Raw genomic sequence first — 24,255 nt, forward strand, 5'->3', positions numbered from 1 at the left:
CGATCGTGGCAAACCTCCGCAACCTGGCAAAGATGGGGCCGCGCGCGACCGGCCAGCAGCTCTACGAGGACCTGCACGGCAAGATCGTGCGCGGCGAATTGCGGCCGGGCGACGCGCTGTCCGAGACCAAGGTGGCCGAGAGCTACGGGCTCAGCCGGACGCCGGTGCGCGAAGTATTCTGGCGCCTGGGCGAGGATGGCTTCCTCAGGGTCGTGCCCCAGGTCGGCACCTTCGTGGCGCCGATCAACGTCGCCGCGGTCTATGACAGCCAGTTCATCCGCGAGGCGCTGGAATGCCGTGCCATCGCCGATGCCGCCCGGGCGCCGCAACTTCCCGACGTCTCCGAGCTGCGGGGCAATCTCGACCGGCAGCGCATCGCGGTCGCATCGGGGGATTTCGCGGCGTTCTTCGCGCTCGACGAGGCGATGCATCGTCGGCTGATGCATATGGCCGGCCGTCCCTTCGTCTGGCAGGTCATCGCCGGTGCCAAGGCGCAGCTGGACCGCGTGCGCTTCTTCTCGCTGGAGGATCGCGACTGGCTGGCCATGATCTTCGACCAGCATACGGCCATCGTGGATCGCGTCGCCGCGGCCGATCCCCCTGGGGCGGTCGCGATCATGACGACCCATCTGCGCACCGCCTTCGCGGCCATCGGGCGCATCGCCGCCGAGCACGCGGATTTTTTCGAAGGCGCAGAGCTCGCACAGGCCAGCGCCGGCGAGATGGCACCGGACCGCGATTAGGCTAGGCTGCGTGCTTATCCCTCGGCCTCGGGCACGAGCAGGGCGATCGGATAGCCGCCGCTGCGCTTGACCTGCTTGATCGTGACGAAGCTGAAGTATTTTTCGACGCCCAGGTCGCGATCGAGCAGGCTCTCGACGGCGTTCTGGTAGTCCAGAATGTCGCGGGCGATGAATTGCGCCAGATAGTCGTATCCGCCGGTCACCAGGAAGCAGTTCAGAATATGGGGCATGTCCTGGATGCCGCGTTCGAAGCGCAGGAAATCCTCGCGCCGATGGTTGCGGAGCGTGATCTCGGTAAAGACGAGGATGTTGCTGCACAGGCGATCGACATCGAGGGCGGCGCCGTAGCCGCGGATATAGCCAGTGGCCTCCATGCGTTTGACCCGGTGCAGGCACGGGGTCGGGGACAGGCCGACCGTCTCGGCCAGTTCGAGATTGGTCATCCGCCCTGCGGTCTGCAGGGTCGCCAGGATCTTCAAATCCAGGCGATCCAGCCGGATCGCGCCCCTATGGTCTCGCTTCATTCGGTCCGCCTTCCACGCCGGAAATGCCTTCAGATCGCCTCGCCGCGCAGGTGCGCCTGATGGAGGGCCACGAACTCGGCCATGCTGGCGACCCGGAAGTCGGGCTGGGCGGCAGCACCGCCGACCGCGGGAACGGGTGTGGCGCCCCACCCGCCGACTTCCTTACGCCGATTGATCCACAGGGTCGACAGACCGACCGATTTCGCCGGCACCACATCATGGAAAATGCTCTGAGCCGTATGCAGGATCTGGTGCTTGCCGATGCCCAGCGTCTTTTCGAGGTCGGCCAGCAGATGGCGGAAGTTCTGCGGGTTCGGCTTGTAGGAGCCGACGTCCTGCGCCGTGACGATCCGGTCGAACTCGACGCCGAGCTTCTGGTTGCTGAGCGCGAAGGACGCGCGATCGACGTTCGACAGGATGACCAGCTTGTAATAGCGCTTCAGGTACTGCAGCGCCGTGGCGCTATCGGCGAAGGCGGGCCAGCGGCCGACGGACCGCCCAAAGTCCGCCGCCTCGTCGGCGGTCGAGTGGATATCCCACGTCCGGGCCAAACGACGATGCGCTTCTTCCAGGATCTGCGGATAGAGCGTGCCCGGCGTCTCCGCCTCGCAATCCGCCTCGGTCGTACCGAAGGTCTGGAGCAGGCCGTCGTCGTCCAGATCTTTGCGGCCGTGGCGATCGACCCAGGGCCGAAGCTCGGCGAGGATGCCGCGTTCCCAGTCGATCAGCGTGCCGTAACAGTCGAAGGTGAGCGTGCTGAACTCGTTCACACCAGTCATGGGTCGTCTCCCGTCATGTCGTTGGAAGGCTAGCGCCGGACCGTCGAAATGAGCGACTGAAGATCGGGGTGAAAACAGCAAATCCGCGTAGAGATCGTTCGAAACTTGACGACTCTTGCCACCGGCGGCTCCTTAATATTCCCACTCGACACGCTCGTGGCATCCGCTCCGGGCGGCTGCCGAGGAAAAGCGGAGCGAGCCGGTGACCGAGCCCCAGACCACCCTTCTGTTGCAAAACGCCCATGTCCTCGACGTGGTCGCGGGCGAGATCCTCGGCGATCGTTCCGTGCTGATCCGGAACGGCCGGATCGCAGAAATCGACCATGCCCAGCGCGCAGCGCCGGCCGACGCCCGGGTGATCGACCTGAAGGGCCTGACCCTGATGCCGGGACTGAGCGACGCCCATGTCCACCTGACCGCCGCCACGCCGGATTTCGCGGCGTTGACGCGGTGGTCGCCCAGCTATGTCGCGGCCCGTGCCGGGGACATCCTGGAAGGCATGCTGATGCGCGGCTTCACGACGGTGCGCGATGCGGGCGGCGCCGATTTCGGTCTGGCCGACGCGGTGGAGGAGGGCTATCTGACCGGCCCGCGCATCCTGTTCTGCGGTCATGCCCTGTCGCAGACCGGCGGCCACGGCGACATGCGGGCGCGCGGCGAGAACAGCTTCGAAGGCTGCTTCTGCTGCGCCGGCCTGGGTGTGATCTGCGATGGGATCGCCGAAGTCCGTCGGGCCTGTCGCAACGAAATCCGCAAGGGCGCCCGCCAGATCAAGATCATGGCGTCGGGCGGCGTGTCGTCGCCGACCGATCGCATCACCAGCACGCAATTCTCGCTCGAAGAGATGAAGGCCGCGGTCGAGGAGGCCGAGGCCGCGACGATCTATGTCATGGCCCATGCCTATACCGCCCGCGCGATCAACCGGGCGCTCGATTGCGGCGTCCGCTCGATCGAGCATGGCAACCTGCTGGACGAGACCAGCGTGGAGCGCTTCCTGGAATACGGTGCGTTTCTGGTGCCGACGCTCGCGACCTATCACGCCCTGGCCGAAGAAGGGGTTGCCGTCGGTTTGCCTGCCGACATGCATGCCAAGATCTTCGACGTGCTCGACGCCGGCAGCCGTGCGCTCGAACTGGCCCACCGCAGCGGCGTCAAACTGGTCTATGGCAGCGACCTGCTGGGCGCCATGCACAAGCGCCAGCTGACCGAATTCGCGCTGCGCGGCGAGATCCAGCGGCCGATCGACGTCATCCGCGCCGCGACGACCAACGCCGCCGAGCTGTTCGGCATGGTGGGCGAGATCGGCGTGGTGGCGCCGGGCGCGCGGGCCGACCTGCTCGCCGTCGACGGCAATCCGCTCGACCACTTGTCGGTCCTGCAGGACCCGGAGCACCGCCTGAAGCTGATCCTGAAGGACGGCGTCGTTCACAAGTCTGCGCTCGACTGAGCCGGGCAGGCGACAGCGGTCGACCACGGCATCCTGCCGATCGCGGACGAGATCCTGACCGGCTTCGGCCGGCGGCTTGCCATTGTTCGACGGGGTGCGCCGGCTCCGGACCAGCTGAAGGCCGCTGGCAACTGCTAACGGCCGTTCGCAACCGCTAACGTTCGCTTCCCGGCGATCTCTGCTTATGTGGGGGTCGACCGAACTTCCCGTTCGGCCAATGATCGTTTCAAGCCGCCGTGGGAGATGGATGATGGAAAAATCGATAGTTGCCGGACCGGTCGACGGCTCCGAAGCGATCGATCTTCGTCGCCGCCGGTTTTTCGGCACGGCGGCCATGACTTTCGTTGCTGCCCAGATCGGGCTGATCGGCGCGGCAGCCGCTCAATCCGGTACGACGAAGCCCGCCAAATTGCCGGCGATCAAGCCGGGAACGAATACCTCGTTCGCCAGCCTGAAGCAGATCGACGCCGGCCTGCTGAACGTCGGTTATGCGGAGGCCGGCCCGGCCAGCGGCCCCGTCGTCCTGCTGCTGCACGGCTGGCCCTACGACATCCACAGCTATGCCGACGTCGCCCCGTTGCTGGCATCGCAGGGATATCGGGTGATCGTTCCGCATCTGCGCGGCTACGGCACGACGCGCTTCCTGTCGGGCGATACGATCCGCAACGGCCAGCAGTCGGCGCTCGCGGTCGATATCATTGCCTTGATGGACGCGCTCAAGATCGAGAAGGCGATCCTCGCCGGCTACGACTGGGGTGCCCGCACCGCCGACATCGTGGCGGCCCTGTGGCCCGAGCGCTGCAAGGCCCTCGTCTCGGTCAGCGGCTACCTGATCGGCAGTCCGGAAGCCAACAAGAAGCCGTTGCCGCCCAAGGCCGAGCTGGCATGGTGGTACCAGTTCTATTTCGCTACCGATCGCGGCCAGGTCGGCTACGACCAGAACCGGCATGATTTCGCCAAGCTGATCTGGCAGCTCGCCTCGCCGAAATGGCGTTTCGACGACGCCACGTTCGATCGCAGCGCCGCATCGTTCGACAATCCGGACCATGTCGCCATCGTCATCCATAACTATCGCTGGCGCCTGGGCCTGGCTGCGGGCGAGTCGAAATACGACGACCTTGAAAAGCGGCTTGCCGCGGGTCCGGCGATCACGGTGCCGACGATCACGCTCGAAGGCGACGCCAACGGGGCGCCGCATCCGGAGCCGGCGGCCTATCGCGGCAAATTCACCGGCAAATACACTCATCGCACGCTGACGGGCGGCATCGGCCACAATCTGCCCCAGGAAGCCCCGCGGGCCTTCGCCGAAGCCGTCATCGAGGTCGGCGGCTATTGATCGCCGCCCGTGGTTCCTCGTCGAAGGATCGAGCCATGAAACGATTTCCCGCCCTGGCGCTCGCGGCGATGACCGCCGTCGGCGTCATCGGTTCGCTGCCGGTCGCGTCCGGTCACGCCGAGAGCGAGGCCTCTCCGATCTATGGCGTCACCATCCCTCCGGGATATCGGCAATGGGAACTGGTCGGCGTGGCGCACGAAGCCGGATTGGGCGAACTGCGGGGCGTGCTCGGCAATGCCGCCGCGATGACGGCTTATCGGGCGGGAACGCTGCCTTTCCCGGACGGGACGATCCTGGCCAAGCTGGCGTGGAAGCACGTGCCGTCGTCCGAGATCGACGGCGCCTTCGTCCCCGGTGCAGCGACGACGGTCCAGATCATGGTCAAGGATTCGAAGAAATACCCGGCGACCGGTGGCTGGGGCTTCGGCCGCTTCATCGACGGCAAGCCGGTCGACGAGGCGCAGCACCAGACCTGTTTCGCCTGTCATCAAGCCAACGTGAAGGGCCACGACTTCGTCTTCACACGATATGCGCGATGACGATCTAGCCCAAATTGGCCAATAGCCGTTCAGCAGCCCGCAGGTCTGCCGTATCCCGGCCCTCCGTGAACCGTCCGACCACCGGCTGCAACAGCTTCCGCGCCTCGTCGGGCCGTCCCCGGGCAGTCCATAGCGCCGCCAGATCGACGGCGGTCCGCAGTTCCCAGGCGAGGGCGGCCTGTCGACGGCTGAGATCGAGCGACTGCAGGAAGCACGCTTCCGCGCCTTCGCCGTTCGGCTGCGGCATCGACAGAAGCAGGCCGCCGTTCACACGCAGCAGCTCCGGCAGGTAGGACAGGTCGCCGTTGGCTTCGACCAGCCCGATCGTTTGGTCGACGAGCGCCATGGCATCGGCCCACCGGCCGAGCGCTGCCAACCCCTGAACCAGGGAGGTATTGAACGGCGGCGTCAGCAATTCGTACCGGGAGTCATGGAGCTGCCGCAGGCAGTCCTGCAGATCTTCGACCCCGCTTTCGGCGTCGCCCCGGCGGATGGCCAATTGCCCTTTGAAGCCCCGTCCGACCGCGAGATAGGGGCCCAGGGAATGGGATTCCGCGCGGGAGACGAACCAGTCGATATGCTGTTCGGCGCTCTCGAGATCGCCGATCCACAGGAACACGGAAACGGCCCAGAGTAGAGCGATCGAGATCGTCACCGGATGATCCGTCGCGGCGGCATCCGCGACGGTCTGGCGCGCGCGATCGATGGCTTGGGCCGGGTGGCCTTGCAGCCACAGCGTCCGGGCAAGGCCGCTGCCGGCCAGGCTCCGATGCTCGAAACCCAGATAGATCCTGCCGGTCCGCTGAGAATTCCCGCGCTGCTGCAGCGCCGCCTCGAGCGCTGCGCGGGCGCCGGCGAGATCGCCGGTGAAATGCAGGGAAATCCCCACCAGAGATTGGGCCAGGGCCATCGCGGCCGGATCCGCGATGGTCCCGGCCACCGTGGCGCTACGCCGGGCGTAAGCCAAGGCGACCCTGGGGTCGCCCACGCGCCCGTGGAACATGTTCAGGATGCTGAGCAACTGCAGCTGGGTGAGGGCATCGTTCCGGTCCTCGGCGATCGCGAGGCTGCGGTTCAAGGCGGCACACGCCGCTTCGCTGCTGCCGCGTGTGAACATCGACGATAGTCCCAGCCCTGCCTGGAGCTGCATCTCCTCCGCCCCGCCGCACGCGGCATCGTCGAGCGCGCCGATGGCCCGTTCCGACCACCGATGACATTCCGTCAGCAGGGACATCGCCAGGAAAACCGGTGCCGCGGCCGCGGCCAGCCCGATGCCGAGTTCGATATTGCCACCGATGCCGAAGCACCATTCCAGGGCGGCGCGCACATTGCCGAGACCTGCGAGATGCGGCGCGCGTTCCAGAGAGGTCGACAAAGTCGGCCATTCGGCCCCGGCCTGCTCGAGCCATCGTCGGCAATAGGTCGCGTGGCGCGTCGCCAGGTCGATGCGCTCCGCATCGTCGATGCCGATGTCGAGGGCATAGGCGCGCGTGGTCGCCAGCAGCCGGTAGCGCATCATCGCGCCGACCGCCCGGGTCGCGACCATGGACTTGGCGACGAGGCTGTCGATGGCGTCGAACACGAGACTATGGTCGACCGTCGGGCTCGTCGCGACGGCCAGGGCCGCTTCGATCGTGAAGGTTCCGACAAAGACGGCGAGCCGTCGAAACACCATCCGCTCCAGCGCCGACAGCAGCCCGTAGCTCCAGTCGAGCGTGGCCTGCAGAGTCTTTTGGCGAGGTGGCGCCGTCCGTTGCCCCGACCATAGCAGGCTCAGGCGCTCGTCGAGCAGGGCGGCAGTCTGCTGCAGGCCATAGGCGGGCACCCGGCCGGCGGCCAGTTCGATCGCCAGGGCGACGCCGTCGAGCTTGCGGCAGATGCTCGCCACGATCGCGGCGTCCGCATCGGTCAATGCCAGGGGAGCACCGCTCGCCGCCGCGCGCTCGATGAACAGCTGGGTCGCCGGGAACGTCAGGGCGGTCGCGGCTGTCAGTCCGGGATCCTCCGGCGGAAAGGCGAGAGGGGTCAGCCGATGGACCTGTTCGCCTTCGACCCTGAGCGCTTCGCGGCTGGTGGCCAGGATATGGACTTGCGATGCGTTGATGAAGATGTCCGACGCCAGCGCCGCGGCCGCCTCGACCAGATGTTCGCAATTGTCGATGATCAGCAGCAGCCGCTTGTCACGCAGATAGGCCATCAGGCTGGGCATGGCATCGTCGGACCGGATGGCCAGCCCCAGCATGGACGCGAGCGAGCCGGCCACCATCGCCGGATCGCTCAGCATGCCCAGATCGAAAAACAGGACGGCGCCCTCGAACGACTCCAGCAGGTCGTGAGCGATGGCGACCGCGACCGTGGTCTTGCCGACCCCACCGGAGCCGACGATCGTGACGAAACGCGAGGCGACCAGCTGGGTCGACAACATGAGCACGCCGTCGGCACGCCCGACCATACGCATCAGCCGGGCCGGCAGGAAGTTGGCGCCCGGAACGGGGACCATGGCCTTCGCGAGCTCGATGGCCCGGTCGATCGACCGCGAGACCGGCGCCACGAAACAATAGCCCCGCCCCGCCAAGGTGGTGATGTATCGCGCGCCGTCTTTCCCGTCGCCCAGTGCCTGGCGCAGGCTGGCGATATGAAACCGCAGGCTGCCTTCTTCTACGGTGACATCAGGCCAGACCTCGGCCATCAGCTCCCGTTTGCCGACGACCTCGTTGGGTCGAGACACCAGCGCGATCAAGGTATCGAGGGTGCGCGCGCCCAATTCCAGAGGAGCGCCGTCCTTGGTGAGGAGCCGCTCGCTCGCCACCAGGCTGAAGGGACCGAACGATACGACGTCCCTCGTCCGAGCCGCGGGCCCCTCCATTCGTCATCTTTCGCAGCCGCGTGATCAGGGCCGCATCCTAGGGCAACGGTCGGCGCCGCACCATAGGGATCGAAGCCGCTGCGACCTCGCGATCGGAGCGCCGCTGGCAAACGCTAACAGGCATTCGCAACCGCTAACGGGTCTTCCTTGCGGCCTCCGCTTAAGTGAGTGCGGTCAAAGGGGAATGATCGTGCCCTCAACATCCGTACCACTCGACCGGCGCAGCTTTCTCGGGAGCGCCGAACTCCGCGTAGCCTTCAGGTCGCTGCGCTGACAGCTGCGCCGAAAACTCCGAAACCCTGAAAGGAACGCATCATGACCGAACTCGCGAAAGTCCTCTACACAGGCAAGACCCATACGACGGGCGGCAGGGATGGCGCGTCGCGCAGTTCCGACGGCCGGCTGGACATCAAGCTTTCCACGCCCGGCAGCGCGGGCGCCGGCACCAATCCGGAGCAGCTGTTCGCGGCCGGCTGGTCGGCCTGCTTCGAAGGGGCGATGAAGAAGGCGGCCGCCAAGATGAAGATCGCGCTGCCGGCCGGGCTGGCGATCGATGCCGAGGTCGACCTCTGCCTGGCCGATGATGCGTATTTCCTGCAGGCCCGCCTCAATATCAGCCTGCCCGGCCTGGAGCGCGACGTCGCGCAGGCGCTGGCCGATGCCGCCCACCAGACTTGTCCCTATTCCAAACTGACACGCGGAAACATCGACGTCGCGATCAACCTGGTCTGAGCGCGACCCGTCGCCGACCGACCTGGCCCAAGCACCGGGCCGGCCGGGCGGGCGGCTCCTTCATCCAACTTCGGGCGGCGCAACCGATGGTACTCCTCATCCTCCAGTCCCTCGCGGGCCTGTTCGCGATCGCACGACACCTCAGGGTCCCGATCCTGTCGTGTGTCCTCGCAGCCGGGCTGATCGTATCCCCTGCATCCGCGGCCCCGGCGCCCTCAGGTCCGGTCGGTGCCCTGTTCGGCGCGCGGCAGTGGCTGAATACGCCGCCGCTTCATCCCGAAGACCTGCGAGGCAAAGTCGTTCTGGTGAATTTCTGGACCTACTCCTGCATCAACTGCCTGAGGGTGCTGCCGCATGTCCGGGCCTGGGCCGAGGCATACAAGGACCGCGGGCTGGTAGTCATCGGCGTGCACACGCCGGAGTTCGCGTTCGAGAAGGATGTCGCCAACGTCCGTCGCGCGTCGATCGCGCTCGGCGTCGGCTATCCCGTCGCCATCGACAGCGATTTCGCGATCTGGCGGGCGTTCGGCAACCAGGCTTGGCCGGCGCTCTATTTCATCGGCGCCGACGGCCGGATCCGCCAGCAGGTGCTGGGCGAGGGCAGCTACGCCGAGTCGGAGCGCCTGATCCAGAAACTGCTGTCGGAAGCGGGCGCACCGATGGGTTTGGATCTGGCCGCCGTCAGCGCCAGCGGCGCGCAGGCCGCGGCGGACGAACGAGATCTCCGGTCGGACGAGACCTACATCGGCTATGGGGAGGCCAGGAATTTCGCGTCGCCCGGTGGCGCCAAACCGGATGCCTCGAGCCTCTATCATGCCGCCCCGGCGCTGCCGCTCAACCGGTGGAGCCTGGACGGCGCCTGGACGGTCGGGCGCGAGTTCGCCACGCTGGACGAGGCGGCGGGCAGCATCACCTATCGGTTTCACGCCCGCGATCTTCACCTGGTGCTGGCCCCTCCGGCGCAGGGGCGTCCCGTTCGGTTTCGCGTCACGATCGACGGCGCGCCGCCCGGAGCCGACCATGGTGCCGACGTGGACACCGAAGGGTGGGGGCTGCTGCAGGACGACCGCCTGTACCAACTCGTTCGGCAGGAGGGCGCGATCACCGACCGGACCTTCAGGATCGAATTCTCCGAGCCGGGTGTCCGCGCCTACGCCTTCACGTTCGGATAGCACGATATCGATCGACCAAACTTCCACACATCCCTCATTCGGCCGGATCGCGTACCAACGCATGGCTTCGTTTCCGCTTTCGTCAGGATGCTTGAAAGATGTCGATCGAACTGCCCCGTCGCCCCGCAACGCCGTTTTCGGCGGTGCCCAGTGCCCTCACGCCGGTTGAGGTCGAGACGAAGACGCCACCCGACGCGCCGAAAACCGAGACCAAGGCGCGTCAGATGCGGGTCGGTCGCGGGATTACGCTGTCCGGCGAGATCAAAGGATGTGACTGGCTGCTGGTCGAAGGCAGCGTCGAGGCCACCTTGCTCGAATGCAGTGCCATCGAGATCGCTGGGTCGGGCGTGTTCAAGGGAACGGCGACCGTCGACAATGCCGAAATTTCCGGCCGGTTCGAAGGATCCCTGACGTTGCGAAAGCGCCTGTTCATCCGGCAGAGCGGGCGGGTTTCGGGTGAAATCCGCTATGGTCAGCTCGAGGTCGAATGCGGCGGCCGGCTCTCGGGCGATATCGGGTCGGAAGAGGTCACGCCCCGACGGGACTAGCGGCCGGGAAGGTCTCCTTTCGAGGCGGGTAGCTTTCCCCGTGCACTCTTTCGTTCCGCCGGGCGTTGGTCTCGTGGGACGGCTCGAACTTCGGGCCGTTCCATGCCGCGATGGCCGGGGAACTTTGAATGATGGCGACGATCGCTGCCGTTTCGGCCGGCCTCGTTCTGATCGTGCTCGTCATGCAGGACGTGTTCGAGGTCCTGCTGCTGCCGAGGCGTGTCCGGCGCCGGTGGCGTCTCGCCGGCATCCTGTTCAAGACGACCTGGAGCGGCTGGAGCTGTGTTGCCCGGCTGCTGCCGGAGGGGCACGGGCGAGCGGCCTTCCTCTCGATCTACGGGCCCCTGTCGGTCGTCGTGCTCTATCTCGCCTGGGCCTCGACGCTGATTTTCGGCTACGGCCTCTGCCAATGGGGCTTCAACGCCGACGGCCCCGCGGCTCCGTCCCTGCTGTCCGACCTGTATTTCAGCGGGTCGACCTTCTTCACCTTGGGCTTCGGCGACGTCGTGCCTCATACCCGAACGGGCAAGGTGTTCGCGGTGATGGAGGCGGGCAGCGGTTTCGGGCTGATCGCCGCCGTGATCGGCTATTTGCCCGTCCTCTACCAGCTGTTTTCGCGGCGCGAGGCCCATATAATCCAGTTGGATGCGCGGGCCGGTTCGCCGCCTTCGGCGCTGTCGCTGCTGGCCGGGCATGCCGACGGCGATGCTATGGGAGAGCTCGACATGTTCCTGCGCGCCTGGGAAGTCTGGGGCGCCGAACTTCTCGAAAGCCATCTGTCCTATCCCATGCTCGTGGCATATCGGTCCCAGCATGACAACCAGTCGTGGCTGGCTGCGCTGACGACGATCATGGACACGTCTGCCGTCGTTCTATGCGGCCTGAAAGGCACCAAGACCTTTCAGGCCCGGATGACCTTCGCCATGGGGCGCATGGTCATCATCGAGATGACCAAGGTGCTGGGGCTTTCGCCGGCAACCCCGGCGACCGGACGTCTGACGACCGAGCGTTATGAAGTTTTCATGGGGCGCCTGTCGCAGATCGGTCTGCAGCCAGCGGAAACGGGCGCGGAGGAGCGGCTCGCCGCCTTCCGCACGACCTATGAACCGTTCCTGCTCGCCCTGTCGCAATTCCTGATGCTCCGGCTGCCGGACTGGATGCCGACGAGCACGCCGGACAATTGGCAGACCAGCATTCACGGCGACCTGGCAAAACGCCTCGTCGACGATGCGCCGTCCCGCCCGTCGTAGTCCGGTGCGCGGCTCAATCGCGTCCCATCAAGCCCGCGGCCCGCAACGCCTTCTCGATGACGCCGCCGACGTCGAAGCGTTTCAGTGCAGGGTGCGTCTTCGACCTTGATGCCGCGGGCTGCTCGGATGGCGCTTCGGCGATGCGATGCTCCAGCAGCCCCCACGAACGGGCGATGACCGCTGTCGAGGAAATTCCCGCATCGAGGATATGAGGGCCGGGAACACCGCATCGATCGTCGGGATCGGCGGCCGCGGGATCGATCGGGGTGCCATGGCCCATGCCTGCGATCGAATAGGCCTCGACGACCGGCTCGCCGTCGCGCAGCCAGGCCCGATGCGGAACGCCCGACACCGTGTTCTTGCTCGACGGCTCAGCGGGGCATCCGTGCAGGTCGAGCCACTGCTTGACGATCTCGGCTGCATTGCTGGGTTTCACCGTCGTGTCGGCGCTGCCTTGCCAAACCGAGACGCGCGGCCAGGGACCGGCGTGCGGAGACGCCTCGCGCACCATGTCGCCCCAGATGTGCCGGGTCCGGCTGCCGCCCTGAAACATGCAGGCGAGCGCTTCCTGGGTGTTGGTGGCGCAGCCGTAGGGCAATCCGGCGATGATCGCGCCTGCGGCGAAAATTTCCGGATAGCACGCGAGCAGGCTTGAGGTCATGGCGCCGCCGGCCGACAGGCCCGTGACGAACACCCGAGCCGGGTCGAGGCCGTGGTCGAGGATCATCCGGTCGATCATCTGCCGGATCGACAGCATCTCGCCCTGGTCGCGCCGCGTATCCTCCGGCAGGAACCAGTTGAAACAGAGGTTGGGATTGTTGGCCCGTTGCTGTTCCGGCAGAAGCACGGCAAAGCCGAACTTCGCGGCGAGGGTGGTCCAGCCGGTGCCGTGATCGTAGCTGGCCGCCGTCTGGGTGCAACCATGCAGCACGACGACGAGCGGCGCCGACGGCGGCAGGAAGTCGGGCACGAAGCTGCGCATCAGCAGATTGCCGGGATTGGTGCCGAACTCTACCGTATCGACGAGGTTTTCGGACCCGCCTGCCGATCCGGCGGCGGACGCGCCCATCGCTTCAAATTGCTTACGGTAGCGCGAGAAATTCGTCAGCGTGTCGCCGAGGCCGGGCATGAACTTGATCTCCAGATAGGCGGTCGGGCGAATATCGCCAGAAATCGACCGCTCATCACAAACATCTGCTGGCTCATTCGGTTGCAGTGCAGCATAGTGAGGGCATCGCAGTCACCGATCCGTTGCCCGCTCGCACCTTGTCTTCCGTCGGCGTTCCGGTCCAACGCCTGTCGCCAGTCAAAGATGGAGCCTTCCATGACGCCAGGGCTTACCAAGGTCGACCTCGCGCTGGTCTCGCTGGAGGGCGGGCGGCTCGTGGGTGCTCCCAGACAGGTCGCGACCCTGCGGCGCGCTGCCTGGCGTCTGCAGGACAGGCATCCTGCGGTCGCGACGATCGGCGGGGTTCGGGTCGAGATGACGCTCGGCGCCTCGCTCCGTTCGCTTTTCTCGCTGTTCGACGGACCGTCGCAGGCCAAGCCGACGCCTTGATCGCGTAAAATCCGCACGGCCGGGCACTCGATGTTCGGTCGTGCCGGAACCTCCTCACCGCTGGCGGTTTCCTATGGGTGCGGTTTCCTATGGGTAACGTCATCGGGGGAGTGAGCGACATGGACGAAAATACCATCATCGGCGCCGCGAAGGAGGCGACCGGGCGCGTCGAACGATCAGTCGGTGCCATCGTCGGCGATCCGAAGACCGAGATCCGCGGCGCCGCCCGCGAACTGGGCGGTGCGACGCAACGGGCGTTCGGCGATGCCAGGGACGACGTGCGCGGGGCCGTCAACGGCTCGACCGCGCCGTTTCTGGCCGGGGTCAGCATCGGCCTGGTCGTCGGCCTGTTTCTTTCGCGTAGATAGACTGCGTCACCGTCCGCTCCCGCCAGGGGGCGGACGTTTTACGCCGATCGCGCCTATCCGGCCGCCGTCCGCACAATTTCGGCCGCCTCGCCGCAATGATCCTGCAACTCGGCCTTGACGATGGCGATCTGCTCTTCCGTCGCGTCTTCCAAGGTCATCATCGAGTTGCGGGCGTCGACGCTGACCCGGATCAGTTCGTCGATCTTCAGGTGGAGCGCCTGGGTATCGCGGTTCTGGGTGTTCTGGATCAGGAACACCATCAGGAATGTGATGATCGTGGTGCCGGTATTGATGACCAGCTGCCAGGTATCGGACCAATGAAAGAAGGGTCCCGACACTGCCCAGACCACGACGATTAGGATCGACACCACGAAGGTGGACGCGCGGCCCGCCTGCCGTGCCGTCAGGTTGGCGAGGCGCGAGAACAGGTCGTTCATGTCGGCTGCCCGGCTGGCAGCGCGCGTCCGCGGACCTCGCTCATTTCCCGACCGCCTTGTCGATTTTCTCGCCCGCTTTCTGAGCGGGTCCCTTGTCGTCGCAACTGGTGACGACGAGCGCCAGAGGAAGCAGCAGGATCAGCAAGCGCGTGAGCTTGAGCATGAAGGGTCCTTTCGTAGGAAACAGGCCGCTCGCCGAGGGCCGACGGTGGGCAGGAAGCATCTTTCGTCAGGGCTAACACTCCAATCCGCAGATCGGCTCATCGGCGTCGTGCGTTTTACGGCGGAACGAGGTCGCGGCAAGCAACGCGTTGCCCGGCACGGACCTGCTCTCCTCGTTCGGGTCGAACGTGCGATGCTCGGGTGGATCCGACTATTCCGTTGCCCAGGCCTCGCGTGTGCTCCGGGCGAGCGTGGCCAAACTTCCAAGCGCGCTCGTCAGGACGTCGACGGGCGGCGACGCGAGCGCCAGGCGTACGGCGTTGGGGGCATGGCCGGGCGCTGTCGCGAAGGCCGCGGCAGGCGTGATCGCGATACCGCGGCGGCCGGCGGCGGCGGTAAATTCCTCCGCGCGCCACGCCTCCGGCAAGGTCAGCCAGCAGTGGTAGGCGCGCGGATCGCCGCGGACATCCAGGCCGGCGAGCCGGTCCTGGGCAACGCGCTGACGCAGGGCCGCATCTTTTCGCTTGGCATCGACGATGGCGGCAACCGTGCCGTCGGCGATCCAGCGCGAACCCGCGGCGAGCGCGAAACCCGACGCGGCCCAGGCGCCGGAGCGTAGCGCGGCCGCTACCCGGTCTCCCATCCCTGTGGGTGCGACGATGAACCCGAGCGTCAGCCCGGGCGACAAGCGCTTGGACAGGCTGTCGATCACGATCGTCCGGTCCGGCGCATGGCCTGCCAAAGGCGTCACCCCGTCCGCCAGAAAGGCGTAGACCCGGTCCTCGATGGCGAACAGATCCAGGCGGCGCAGCAGGGCAGCGATCTCGGCGCGGCGTCGATCGGTCATCGACACGCCGATCGGGTTGTGCAGGGTCGGCTGCAGGTAGACGGCGCGGAGCGGCGAGGCGCGATGCGCCGCCTCTACCGCGTCCGGCCTCACGCCGACCTCGTCCATGGCCAGTGGAACCAGGACGATGCCGAGACGCGCCGCCAATCCTTTCACGACCGGGTAGGTGAGGGGTTCGACGCCGAGCCGTTCGCCCGGCGGCACCAGCGCCGCGAAGGCCGCCGCGAGAGCCTGCCGGCCATTTCCGGCGAACAGGATATCCGACGCTGAGGGATGCCAACCGTCCTGCGCCAGGAAGCCCGATGCGATCTGGCGTGCCGCCGGTGATCCATGCGCACCGATCGCCGCGAAACTTGCACCGAGTTCCGGCGAACGGCGCAACAGGCCGCTCAGGCTGCGCGCCAGCAAGGCCGGCTGCTCCGGCACGGTCGGGAAATTGAGCTCCATGTCGATCGGGGCGCGGGCCGGCTCGGCAAGGGCCGGGAACAAGGGCGCCGGACCGACGCGGACGAAAGTGCCGCGCCCGACCTCGCCCGAGACCAGCCCACGCCTCACCAGCTCGCGATAGACCCGGCTCGCCGTCGAATTCGCGATCCCATGACGATAGGCGAATTCCCGGTGCGGCGGCAGGCGCTCCCCGGGCGACAAGCGCCCGCTGGCGATGTCGGTTGCCATGGTGTCCGCAATCGCGCGATAGCTCTTCATCGATATTGCTCCGAGTGCAATGTTTCGATTGCACTCGAATTATGCCAGAGAGATGGTCGGTGCATCAACCCTCCAAACGCATCGGTGGACCATGGCGACAGTCTCCTTGAACGACATCCACATCGGCTATGACGATGCCGGCAGCGGCGAAAACGCGTTGCTGCTGATCCATGGCCACCCGTTCAACCGTTCCATGTGGCATCCGCAGATCGCTGCGGTGGTCGATGCGGGCTGGCGCGTCGTCGTGCCGGATCTGCGGGGCTATGGCGAGACGACGGTGGTGCCGGGCAAGACCACGCTCGACCGGTTCGTGGCCGATCTCGTGGCGGTGCTCGATCATCTCTGCGTCGGCCGGGTCGTCGTCGGCGGGCTGTCCATGGGCGGGCAGATCGCCATGGAATTCTGCCGCCTCCATGCGGAGCGGGTGAGGGGGCTGATGTTGGCCGCAACTTTCCCCCAGGCGGAAACGGACGAAGGGAAACGCGGCCGGAACGCGATAGCGGACCGCCTGTTGCGCGAGGGGATGGGGGCCTACGCCGAAGAGGTGCTGGGCAAGATGGTCGCGCCGGGCAGCATCGCCGCCCTGCCCGACGTGGCGCAGCACGTACTGGGCGTGATGCGCGCTTCCGATCCGGTCGGTGCCGCGGCGGCGTTGCGCGGCCGGGCCGAGCGACCGCCCTACATCAATACGCTCGCCGCCCTCGATGTGCCGGCGCTCGTCGTCGTCGGGGACCAGGATGCCTATACCAGCCGGGCCGATGCCGACCGGATGAGAGACCTGCTGAAGCGAGCGGAGCTTCTGTGGCTGGAGGGCGTCGGCCATATGCCCAACCTGGAAAGCACGGCGGCGTTCAATGCCGCACTCGTCCGCCTGCTCCATGACGTCGCCCCGGCGACCTGACGATCTGAGGACCGGAGAATTCCATGACCGAGACGACACAGAAAACCATTCTCATCACCGGCGCCAGCGGCGGCTTCGGGCTCGCCACCGCCCGTCGCTTCGCGGCGGCCGGCCACCGGGTCGTCGCGATGGCCCGGCGCGCCGACAAGCTCCAGGCTTTGGCGGACGAACTGGGAACCGACCGGTTGCTGCCGCTCGCAGCCGACGTCCAGGATCGGGCGGCGGTCGAGCAGGCGATCGCGAGCCTGCCTGTCGCTTTCGCCGAGATCGACTGCCTGGTGAACAATGCCGGGCTGGCGCTCGGGCTGGAAACGGCGCCGAACGCCGATCTGGCCGACTGGGACCGGATGATCGACACCAATTGCAAGGGCCTGGTCTATGTCACGCGCGCCGTGCTGCCGGGCATGGTCGCGCGCGGCCGCGGGCATGTGGTCAATCTGGGCTCGGTCGCCGGCAGCTACCCCTATCCGGGCGGCAACGTCTATGGGGCGACCAAGGCCTTCGTGCACCAGTTCACGCTCAACCTGCGCAGCGACCTGCACGGCACCGGCGTCAGGGTTTCCGCGATCGAGCCGGGCATGTGCGGCGGCACGGAATTCTCGGAAGTGCGCTTCAAGGGCGACAAGGCGAAAGCCGCCGGCGTCTATGCCGGCATGCAGCCACTGACGGCCGAGGACATCGCGGAGGCGATCTGGTGGGCCACGGCGCTACCGGCCCACGTCAATATCAACACGATCGAACTGATGCCGGTGGCGCAGAGCTTCGCACCCTTCCAGGTGCACCGGAAGCCGGCCTGATCTACCGGCCGGCCGGTTCGACCGCCAGGGTCAACTCGCCCGCGATCGGTGCGTCGCGGGCGAGTTCGTGCTGATAGAGCGCCGAGCGGGCATGCCGGCCGAGTTCCGGCCCAAACACCTCGATCAGCAGGTCGGACGCGCCATTCAGCACCTTGGGGGCGTCACGGAACCCGGCCGCCCCGTTCACGAAGCCCAGCAACCGGATGACGCGCACGACGCGGTCGAGATCGCCCAGCAGCGCCTTGGCCATGGCGAGATGGTTGATCGCCATCAGGCGCGCCGATCGATAGCCGTCTTCGATCGAAAGCTGCGCGCCCAGCTTGCCGCTGATCGGCAGATAGTCTTCGTCCCGGTCGTTGACGGCCGTGCCGTAGGTTCCGGAAAGATACAGAATGCCGGCATGTTCGACGCCATAGGCAAAGCTGCCGATCGGGCGCGGCGGCCGCGGCAGGACGATGCCCAATTCGGCAAGACGATGTTCGACGCGACCGACCATGAACATGGCACTCCCCAGGAAAGATCAGGGAAAATACACGTCGCGCGTGTCGGATCAAAGGTCTTGGTGCAGGCGCCTCCCGATTCCGCCGGACGGGTTGCGCCCGGGGCATCGGGCGGGCATTGTCCATTCCCCGCGAGGAAGTTAGCCGGCAGGGAGCGCCCGATGCCTGACCCCGAAACCACCTTCAGAGACATTGCCGGGCGCGCACGCGCCCTTGGCGACGGCTGGCCCAGCGATCAGCTTGCCCGCATCCAGGGGATCGGCCTCAAGCTGTTCCGGGTCGACCCGAAGGGATTGCCGCCGGAATCGCACCCGGCCTATGCCGAGGGCCTGCTGATGCTCGATGGCGAGATCATGCTGGTGCTGGGTGACGTGTCCATCCGGCTGCTCGGTGGGGATTTCCAGGTGATCCCCGCAGGCGTGCCGCACGAGATTCTGCCGGGCGGGCGGGGCGCCTTCCTGCTGGTCGATCCCGAACCGCCCAAGGAAACCGAAGGCAGCCCGTAAGCCCGCTTCGGATTTCAAAGCGCAACCGCCGGCCGGCCGCCAAGCGCGCCGAGCGGGCTGGATCTCGGCAACATCATTCCATGCGCCGGCGAAGCCGATGACACGCCTTCCGCTCGCAACCCGGTTCGGGTCTGCGTGTTTGGGCAGACTGGAACCGTATCCAAACAGGAGAGGCCGATGTCCGCTGCCACGAAACATGCGACGACCAAACCCGCGACCCGTTCGACCAAGACGAAGCCGCGCCGCACACGGCGCACCGGAAGCCGGGATCCCGTGGCCGTGACCCTGTTGAAGAAGGATCATCGCGAGGTCGAGGAATATTTCGACCAGTACGAGCAACTGGAGGACGATGCCGAGAAGCTGGCGCTATTCCAGAAGATCGCGCTGGCGCTCAAGGTCCACACCCAGATCGAGGAAGAGATCCTCTATCCGGAAGAGCGCGGCGACGTCGAGGACGACATGCTTGACGAGGCCTACGTCGAACACGACGGCGCCAAGAAGTTGATCGCCGAGATCGAGGCGATGAAGCCTTCGGACGAATATTACGACGCCAAGGTCAAGGTGCTGGGAGAATATATCAAGCATCACGTCAAGGAAGAGGAGCAGCCTGGCGGCATCTTCTCCCAGGCGAAGAAGGGCGACGAAGACCTGAACGAGATGGGCGAGCGCCTGAAGGCACGCAAGCAGGAGCTGATGGCCCAGATGGGTGCTGCCTGAACGGCACGCGCCTCTTTCGCGAAATGAGGCCGTCGGGCAGCAATGCCCGACGGCCTTTTGTTTTACGGTCGGTCCTGGATCCGGTCGCAGAAGTTCCGCCGGCCGTTCGCGATCGAATTCAGGGCGGCGCCAGGAAGCTCACAAGCTCGCTTGCGAGTTCCTCCGGCGCTTCCTCGGCCATGTGATGGCCGCAGTCGATGCCGCGGCCGCGCAGATCGGTCGTCCAGGGTCGCCAGACCTCGAGCACGTCGCCGTACAGCCGTTCCAGATCGTCCCTAAGCGACCATAGGACCAGGGTCGGGCATCGGATCCGCTGCCCGGCCGCCCGGCTTTCCTCGTCGTGCCGCCGGTCGATCGCCAGGCCGGCGCGGTAATCCTCCAGCATGCCATGCACGGTGGCGGGGTCGTGGATCGCCCTGCGATAATCCTCGAACGCTTCGGGACCCATCAGGTCGGGCGTGCCGCCGTACCAGGCATCCGGATCGGCCAGGATCGCGCGTTCGGGCCTTTCCGGCTGGGCGAAGAAGAACCAGTGCCACCAGGCCGTGGCGAATTTCTCCGTGCAGCGCTCGAGCGCTTCGAGGATCGGCACACCGTCGAGGATGGCCAAATGGGTAAGGGTGCCAGGATGGTCGAGCGCGGTCCGGAACGCGGTATAGGCACCCCGATCGTGGCCGACCAGGGCGAAGCGGTCGAAGCCCAACGCCCGCATCAGGGCCACGCAGTCCCCTGCCTTGGCCCGTTTGGAAGACCCCGCATGGTCCGGTGTGTCGAGCGGCTTCGAGGATTGGCCGAAGCCGCGCAGGTCCGGGCAGACCACGGTGTGGTGTTCGGCCAGCACGGCGGCCACGCGATGCCAGGTCGCGTGGGTCCGCGGATGTCCGTGGAGCAACAGGACGGGCGGGCCGGAGCCGCCGTGGCGTACCCGCAATGTCGCTTCCGGCAGCTCTATCCGATCCAGGCTGAAGCCTTCGAACATCGCTCAGATGTCCTTGCCGCTATCGCTTCCCCCCGTCCGGACCGGGCCGGCCCGGGGCGCAGTTGTTTGCTCCGCCGTCTGGGCCGTCGGGTCGATCGCGGTGCCCGCTTCGTTCGTATGCGCCATGCGGCTCTCCTGGATCAGAGGGATATCCCCGTGGTGCTTAAAACCCAAATCCCTGATGCCGGTTGCGTGATCATCGGAGGCGGAAGCGGCCGGGAACCCGTGCCGGAGATCTCTGTTGGGAATGCAGACTGCAAGGAGAAGCGTCATGCCGCGCGGCGAAAAATCCAAGTACACCGACAAGCAGGAACGCAAGGCCGACCATATTGCCGAGAGCTATGAGCATCGCGGCGTTTCCGACAAGGAAGCCGAGCGCCGGGCCTGGGCGACCGTCAACAAAGACGATGGCGGCGGCAAGAAGGAAGGCGGATCCGGCCGTGGAAAATCGACCGGCCACCCGGCGGCCCATAAGGGTGGCGAGGCTTCGGCATCAAGGTCGGCCGCCAGCCGGTCCGCCTCGGCAAAGAAGGCGGCGGCAACGCGCAAGCGCAATGCCGAGCATCACGCGCATTCATGATCCGGTGGTGAAGCCGTCCGTCTCGGTAGGACGGACGGCTTCACCAGTTCGAGACGGCGAGGCATCGTGATCCCGGAACGCCTGCTGCTCGAACCCCGCGGTTGGGTGCCGAACCATCCGAGCTTGCCGGTGCTGCTGTATCGCGGCGTCGTGCCGGGCACACCATCGGAGGAAACGGCGGCGAGTTTCGAGGCACTGTTCGACCGGCACGACTGGCTGGCGCAATGGCGCGACGGCGTCTATCCCTATCATCACTATCATTCGACGGCGCACGAGGTGCTGGGTTTTGCCGCCGGGTCGGCTCGTTTGATGCTGGGTGGACCGGGCGGGCGGGAAGTGCAGGTCTCGGCCGGCGACGCGGCACTGCTGCCAGCCGGTACCGGCCATTGCCGGATCGAGGCCAGTCCGGATTTCCTGGTGGTCGGCGCCTATCCGCCCGGCCAGCAGTTCGACATCTGCCGCGCGGCGCCGACGACGGAAATGCTGCGGACCATCGCCGAACTCGGCTTTCCCGAGACCGATCCGGTCGGCGGCGCTGAAGGCTATTGGATCCGATTGCAGCGCTGAGCGTTGGATGAAGCACCCGGACTTCAGGATGGAGCAATCCCCGTGTCGGCCACCAGCCAGCTCTCCAAATACCGCCAGAAGCGGGATTTCAAGAAGACCGCGGAGCCCAGCGGCCGGACACCGATCGCGCCGTCGAACCGGGGCCGCTTCGTCATCCAGAAGCATGACGCGACGCGCCTGCACTACGACCTGCGCCTGGAACTCGATGGTGTGTTCAAATCCTGGGCGGTCACCCGTGGTCCCTCGCTCGATCCGCAGGACAAGCGGCTCGCGGTCGAGGTCGAGGATCATCCGCTCGACTATGGCGATTTCGAGGGTACGATCCCCAAGGGCCAGTACGGCGGTGGGACGGTTCAGCTGTGGGACCGCGGCTACTGGGAGCCGGAGGGCACCAAGTCGCCCCAGGAGGCCTTTGCCGACGGCGACCTGAAATTTTCGCTGGACGGCGAGCGGCTGCACGGCAGCTGGGTTCTGGTGCGCATGAAACACGACCGGACCGGCGGCAAGCGGACCAACTGGCTGCTGATCAAGCATCGCGACGACCACGCGAAAGACGGTGATGCGGATGGGGTCCTGGCCGAGGATCGCTCCGTCGCCTCGGGCCGGGCGATGGCCGACATCGCCGCGGGCAAGGGACGGGGGCCGAAGCCGTTCATGCTGGCCGGCCGCGTGGCGGCCGAAGCCGATGCGGTCTGGGACAGCAACCAGGGCGATGCGGCCGAGGCACGGGAAAAACGCGAGACCAAAACCACCGGGCCGGGGCGCAAGGCGAAGGCCGAAACCGCGATGCCGGATTTCATCGCCCCCCAGCTGTGCGAAACGCGCGAGCGCCCTCCGTCCGAGGCGGGGTGGTGCCACGAGATCAAGTTCGACGGCTATCGGCTGCAACTGCGCGTGCAGGATGGAACGGCGACGCTGAAGACCCGCAAGGGGCTTGACTGGACAGTGAAGTTTCCAGCGATTGCGCGTGCCGCAGGATCCTTGCCGGACGGCATCGTCGACGGCGAGGTCGTGGCGCTCGACGAGTCCGGCGCCCCCGACTTTGCCGCCCTGCAGGCGGCCTTGTCGGAGCAGAAGACCGAAGATCTGGTATTCTACGCGTTCGATCTGCTGTTCGATGGCGCTGAGGATCTTCGGGCATCGCCCCTGGCCCACCGAAAGTCCAGGCTACAAGCGCTGATCCAAAAGCATGCACCCAGCGAACCGCTCATCCGGTTCGTCGAGCATTTCGAGACCGGCGGCGATGCCGTGCTGCGCTCGGCCTGCCGGCTGTCGCTGGAAGGGATCGTCTCCAAGCGGCTCGACGCGCCGTATCGGTCCGGCCGCACCGACAGCTGGGTCAAGGCGAAATGCCGGGCCGGCCATGAGGTCGTGATCGGCGGCTGGACCACGACGAACGGAAAATTCCGTTCGCTGTTGGTCGGCGTCCATCGCGGCGATCATTTCATCTATGTGGGGCGGGTCGGCACCGGCTATGGCGCGGAGAAAGTGAAGACCCTGCTGCCGCGGCTGCAGGCGGCCGCTTCCGATAAATCGCCGTTCACCGGGGTCGGCGCCCCGCGCAAGGATGCGACCATGAATTGGGTCGCGCCGGAATTGGTGGCCGAGATCGAGTTCGCCGGCTGGACCGGCGACGGCATGGTGCGCCAGGCCGCGTTCAAGGGCCTGCGCGAAGACAAGCCGGCGGACGAGGTCGAGACCGAACGGCCGGCACCGGCCGAGAGCACCGAGGTGCCGAAGCCGACCGCGGCAATCAAGCCTACGTCCCGGCGTGCGGGTTCAGGCGGCACGGCGACGATCATGGGCGTGGTGATCTCGAAGCCCGACAAACCCCTGTGGCCCGATGCCGGCGATGGCGAGCCCGTGACCAAGGCCGATCTCGCCCGGTATTTCGAGGCGGTCGGATCCTGGCTGATGCCGCATATCCAGGGTCGGCCCTGCTCGATCATCCGGGCGCCCGACGGCTTCGCCGGCGAGCAGTTCTTCCAGCGTCATGCCATGCTCGGCACGTCGAACCTGTTGAACCTGGTCACGGTGTCCGGCGATCGGAAACCCTACCTCGAGATCGACCGGATCGAGGGGCTGGCCGCGGTGGCGCAGGTGGCCGCCCTCGAGCTGCATCCCTGGAACTGCCAGCCGAAGCAGCCGGAAGTGCCGGGCCGCCTGGTGTTCGACCTGGATCCCGGGCCGGACGTCGCGTTTTCCACCGTCGTCGAAGCGGCCAAGGAAATGCGGGACATCCTCGACGAACTGGGGCTGATCAGCTTCTGTAAGACGACCGGCGGCAAGGGCCTGCATGTCGTGACGCCGCTCGCCTCGGCCAAGCGCAAGAAGCTGACCTGGCCCGAGGCGAAGGGCTTCGCCCACGAGGTATGCCGGCGGCTGGCGCGGGACAATCCTGATCGCTACGTCGTCAACATGGCGAAGAAGCTGCGCGGCGGGCGGATCTTCCTCGACTATCTGCGCAACGACCGGATGTCGACGGCGGTGGCGCCCTTGTCGCCGCGCGCGCGTCCGGGCGCCACGGTCTCGATGCCGGTTACCTGGACCCAGGTGAAGGCCGATCTCGACCCCAAGCGCTTCACGATCCGCACCGTGCCGCAGCTCCTCGCCAAGACGACGGCCTGGGCGGACTATTGCGATGCGGAGCGACCGCTCGATGCGGCGATCAAGCGGCTCGGCAAAGCGGAGTAGG

The 24,255-nt window shown here is 66.5% G+C and carries 27 protein-coding genes; 17 read left to right on the forward strand and 10 right to left on the reverse strand.

The genetic code is table 11. The features are described 5' to 3' along the window. The first annotated feature begins 5 nt into the window (after positions 1-5). Positions 6-743 carry a GntR family transcriptional regulator gene (locus tag VGV37_RS12695; protein WP_326880047.1) on the forward strand — a complete coding sequence of 246 codons (738 nt, stop codon included), beginning with the start codon at positions 6-8 and terminating at the stop codon, positions 741-743. Positions 744-757: 14 nt separating this feature from the next. Here the strand turns inward: VGV37_RS12695 and VGV37_RS12700 are convergent, their stop codons facing one another. After that, positions 758-1,267: an Lrp/AsnC family transcriptional regulator gene (locus VGV37_RS12700; protein ID WP_326880048.1), complete on the reverse strand. Its 510-nt coding sequence runs from the start codon at positions 1,265-1,267 to the stop codon at positions 758-760. Between the two features lie 29 nt (positions 1,268-1,296). Continuing rightward, positions 1,297-2,046 (reverse strand): haloacid dehalogenase type II, encoded by a 750-nt coding sequence (locus tag VGV37_RS12705; RefSeq protein WP_326880049.1) that lies wholly within the window; start codon positions 2,044-2,046, stop codon positions 1,297-1,299. 202 nt (positions 2,047-2,248) lie between these two features. On the opposite strand from VGV37_RS12705, the gene VGV37_RS12710 reads away from it, so the two are divergent. From VGV37_RS12710 to VGV37_RS12720, 3 genes are all read left to right on the forward strand, one after another. Then, positions 2,249-3,493 carry an amidohydrolase family protein gene (locus VGV37_RS12710; RefSeq protein WP_326880050.1) on the forward strand — a complete coding sequence of 415 codons (1,245 nt, stop codon included), beginning with the start codon at positions 2,249-2,251 and terminating at the stop codon, positions 3,491-3,493. 250 nt (positions 3,494-3,743) lie between these two features. Continuing rightward, entirely contained in the window at positions 3,744-4,829 is a 1,086-nt protein-coding gene (locus tag VGV37_RS12715) for an alpha/beta hydrolase (protein WP_326880051.1), read from the forward strand. A 35-nt stretch (positions 4,830-4,864) separates the two neighbouring features. Further along, a complete protein-coding gene (locus VGV37_RS12720; protein WP_326880052.1) occupies positions 4,865-5,368 on the forward strand; it encodes a cytochrome P460 family protein in 504 nt (167 codons plus the stop codon). Between the two features lie 4 nt (positions 5,369-5,372). On the opposite strand, the gene VGV37_RS12725 is transcribed toward VGV37_RS12720, so the two are convergent. Further along, entirely contained in the window at positions 5,373-8,234 is a 2,862-nt protein-coding gene (locus VGV37_RS12725; protein ID WP_326880053.1) for an ATP-binding protein, read from the reverse strand. Between the two features lie 315 nt (positions 8,235-8,549). Between VGV37_RS12725 and VGV37_RS12730 the strand changes: the two genes are divergently transcribed. The 4 genes from VGV37_RS12730 (at position 8,550) to VGV37_RS12745 (ending at position 11,936) form a co-directional block, all read left to right on the forward strand. Beyond that, positions 8,550-8,966 carry an organic hydroperoxide resistance protein gene (locus VGV37_RS12730; RefSeq protein ID WP_326880054.1) on the forward strand — a complete coding sequence of 139 codons (417 nt, stop codon included), beginning with the start codon at positions 8,550-8,552 and terminating at the stop codon, positions 8,964-8,966. 86 nt (positions 8,967-9,052) lie between these two features. Continuing rightward, the gene (locus VGV37_RS12735) at positions 9,053-10,138 is read left to right on the forward strand and encodes a thioredoxin family protein (RefSeq protein WP_326880055.1); all 1,086 of its coding nucleotides are present in this window, start codon (positions 9,053-9,055) and stop codon (positions 10,136-10,138) included. Between the two features lie 98 nt (positions 10,139-10,236). Next, the gene (locus VGV37_RS12740; protein ID WP_326880056.1) at positions 10,237-10,686 is read left to right on the forward strand and encodes a polymer-forming cytoskeletal protein; all 450 of its coding nucleotides are present in this window, start codon (positions 10,237-10,239) and stop codon (positions 10,684-10,686) included. A gap of 128 nt (positions 10,687-10,814) precedes the next feature. Beyond that, entirely contained in the window at positions 10,815-11,936 is a 1,122-nt protein-coding gene (locus VGV37_RS12745; protein ID WP_326880057.1) for a potassium channel family protein, read from the forward strand. Positions 11,937-11,949: 13 nt separating this feature from the next. Here the strand turns inward: VGV37_RS12745 and VGV37_RS12750 are convergent, their stop codons facing one another. Then, a complete protein-coding gene (locus VGV37_RS12750; protein ID WP_326880058.1) occupies positions 11,950-13,065 on the reverse strand; it encodes a PHB depolymerase family esterase in 1,116 nt (371 codons plus the stop codon). Between the two features lie 195 nt (positions 13,066-13,260). Here VGV37_RS12750 and VGV37_RS12755 point away from each other — a divergent pair, with 195 nt between their 5' ends. Both VGV37_RS12755 and VGV37_RS12760 read left to right on the forward strand, forming a co-directional pair. Beyond that, positions 13,261-13,494: a hypothetical protein gene (locus VGV37_RS12755; RefSeq protein ID WP_326880059.1), complete on the forward strand. Its 234-nt coding sequence runs from the start codon at positions 13,261-13,263 to the stop codon at positions 13,492-13,494. Between the two features lie 119 nt (positions 13,495-13,613). Next, on the forward strand, positions 13,614-13,862 hold the full coding sequence (locus VGV37_RS12760) for a CsbD family protein (RefSeq protein ID WP_326880060.1): 249 nt from the start codon (positions 13,614-13,616) through the stop codon (positions 13,860-13,862). Between the two features lie 53 nt (positions 13,863-13,915). Here VGV37_RS12760 and VGV37_RS12765 read toward each other — a convergent pair whose 3' ends face one another. From VGV37_RS12765 to VGV37_RS12775, 3 genes are all read right to left on the reverse strand, one after another. Then, the gene (locus VGV37_RS12765; protein WP_326880061.1) at positions 13,916-14,299 is read right to left on the reverse strand and encodes a low affinity iron permease family protein; all 384 of its coding nucleotides are present in this window, start codon (positions 14,297-14,299) and stop codon (positions 13,916-13,918) included. 40 nt (positions 14,300-14,339) lie between these two features. Then, positions 14,340-14,462: a hypothetical protein gene (locus VGV37_RS12770; RefSeq protein WP_326880062.1), complete on the reverse strand. Its 123-nt coding sequence runs from the start codon at positions 14,460-14,462 to the stop codon at positions 14,340-14,342. A gap of 210 nt (positions 14,463-14,672) precedes the next feature. After that, the gene (locus tag VGV37_RS12775; protein WP_326880063.1) at positions 14,673-16,013 is read right to left on the reverse strand and encodes a PLP-dependent aminotransferase family protein; all 1,341 of its coding nucleotides are present in this window, start codon (positions 16,011-16,013) and stop codon (positions 14,673-14,675) included. Positions 16,014-16,104: 91 nt separating this feature from the next. On the opposite strand from VGV37_RS12775, the gene VGV37_RS12780 reads away from it, so the two are divergent. Both VGV37_RS12780 and VGV37_RS12785 read left to right on the forward strand, forming a co-directional pair. Then, positions 16,105-16,914 (forward strand): alpha/beta hydrolase, encoded by an 810-nt coding sequence (locus VGV37_RS12780; protein WP_326880064.1) that lies wholly within the window; start codon positions 16,105-16,107, stop codon positions 16,912-16,914. Between the two features lie 23 nt (positions 16,915-16,937). Further along, a complete protein-coding gene (locus VGV37_RS12785; RefSeq protein WP_326880065.1) occupies positions 16,938-17,711 on the forward strand; it encodes an SDR family oxidoreductase in 774 nt (257 codons plus the stop codon). Between the two features lies 1 nt (position 17,712). Here VGV37_RS12785 and VGV37_RS12790 read toward each other — a convergent pair whose 3' ends face one another. Beyond that, the gene (locus tag VGV37_RS12790) at positions 17,713-18,207 is read right to left on the reverse strand and encodes a RidA family protein (RefSeq protein ID WP_326880066.1); all 495 of its coding nucleotides are present in this window, start codon (positions 18,205-18,207) and stop codon (positions 17,713-17,715) included. Between the two features lie 165 nt (positions 18,208-18,372). On the opposite strand from VGV37_RS12790, the gene VGV37_RS12795 reads away from it, so the two are divergent. Then, entirely contained in the window at positions 18,373-18,717 is a 345-nt protein-coding gene (locus VGV37_RS12795; protein WP_326880067.1) for a cupin domain-containing protein, read from the forward strand. A gap of 177 nt (positions 18,718-18,894) precedes the next feature. Then, positions 18,895-19,434: a hemerythrin domain-containing protein gene (locus tag VGV37_RS12800; RefSeq protein ID WP_326880068.1), complete on the forward strand. Its 540-nt coding sequence runs from the start codon at positions 18,895-18,897 to the stop codon at positions 19,432-19,434. Positions 19,435-19,552: 118 nt separating this feature from the next. Here the strand turns inward: VGV37_RS12800 and VGV37_RS12805 are convergent, their stop codons facing one another. Together VGV37_RS12805 and VGV37_RS12810 are read right to left on the reverse strand one after the other, a co-directional pair. Further along, the gene (locus VGV37_RS12805) at positions 19,553-20,413 is read right to left on the reverse strand and encodes an alpha/beta hydrolase (RefSeq protein WP_326880069.1); all 861 of its coding nucleotides are present in this window, start codon (positions 20,411-20,413) and stop codon (positions 19,553-19,555) included. Positions 20,414-20,416: 3 nt separating this feature from the next. Further along, a complete protein-coding gene (locus VGV37_RS12810) occupies positions 20,417-20,539 on the reverse strand; it encodes a hypothetical protein (protein ID WP_326880070.1) in 123 nt (40 codons plus the stop codon). A gap of 145 nt (positions 20,540-20,684) precedes the next feature. Here VGV37_RS12810 and VGV37_RS12815 point away from each other — a divergent pair, with 145 nt between their 5' ends. The 3 genes from VGV37_RS12815 to ligD all read left to right on the forward strand — a co-directional run bounded on the left by VGV37_RS12815 (position 20,685) and on the right by ligD (position 24,254). Next, entirely contained in the window at positions 20,685-20,993 is a 309-nt protein-coding gene (locus tag VGV37_RS12815; protein WP_326880071.1) for a plasmid stabilization protein, read from the forward strand. A 66-nt stretch (positions 20,994-21,059) separates the two neighbouring features. Then, a complete protein-coding gene (locus VGV37_RS12820) occupies positions 21,060-21,560 on the forward strand; it encodes a cupin (RefSeq protein WP_326880072.1) in 501 nt (166 codons plus the stop codon). A 42-nt stretch (positions 21,561-21,602) separates the two neighbouring features. After that, positions 21,603-24,254: a DNA ligase D gene (gene ligD, locus VGV37_RS12825; protein ID WP_326880073.1), complete on the forward strand. Its 2,652-nt coding sequence runs from the start codon at positions 21,603-21,605 to the stop codon at positions 24,252-24,254. The last annotated feature ends 1 nt before the right edge of the window (position 24,255 follow it).

Source organism: Aliidongia sp., from assembly GCF_035943795.1.
Taxonomy (GTDB): Bacteria; Pseudomonadota; Alphaproteobacteria; order ATCC43930; family CGMCC-115725; genus Aliidongia.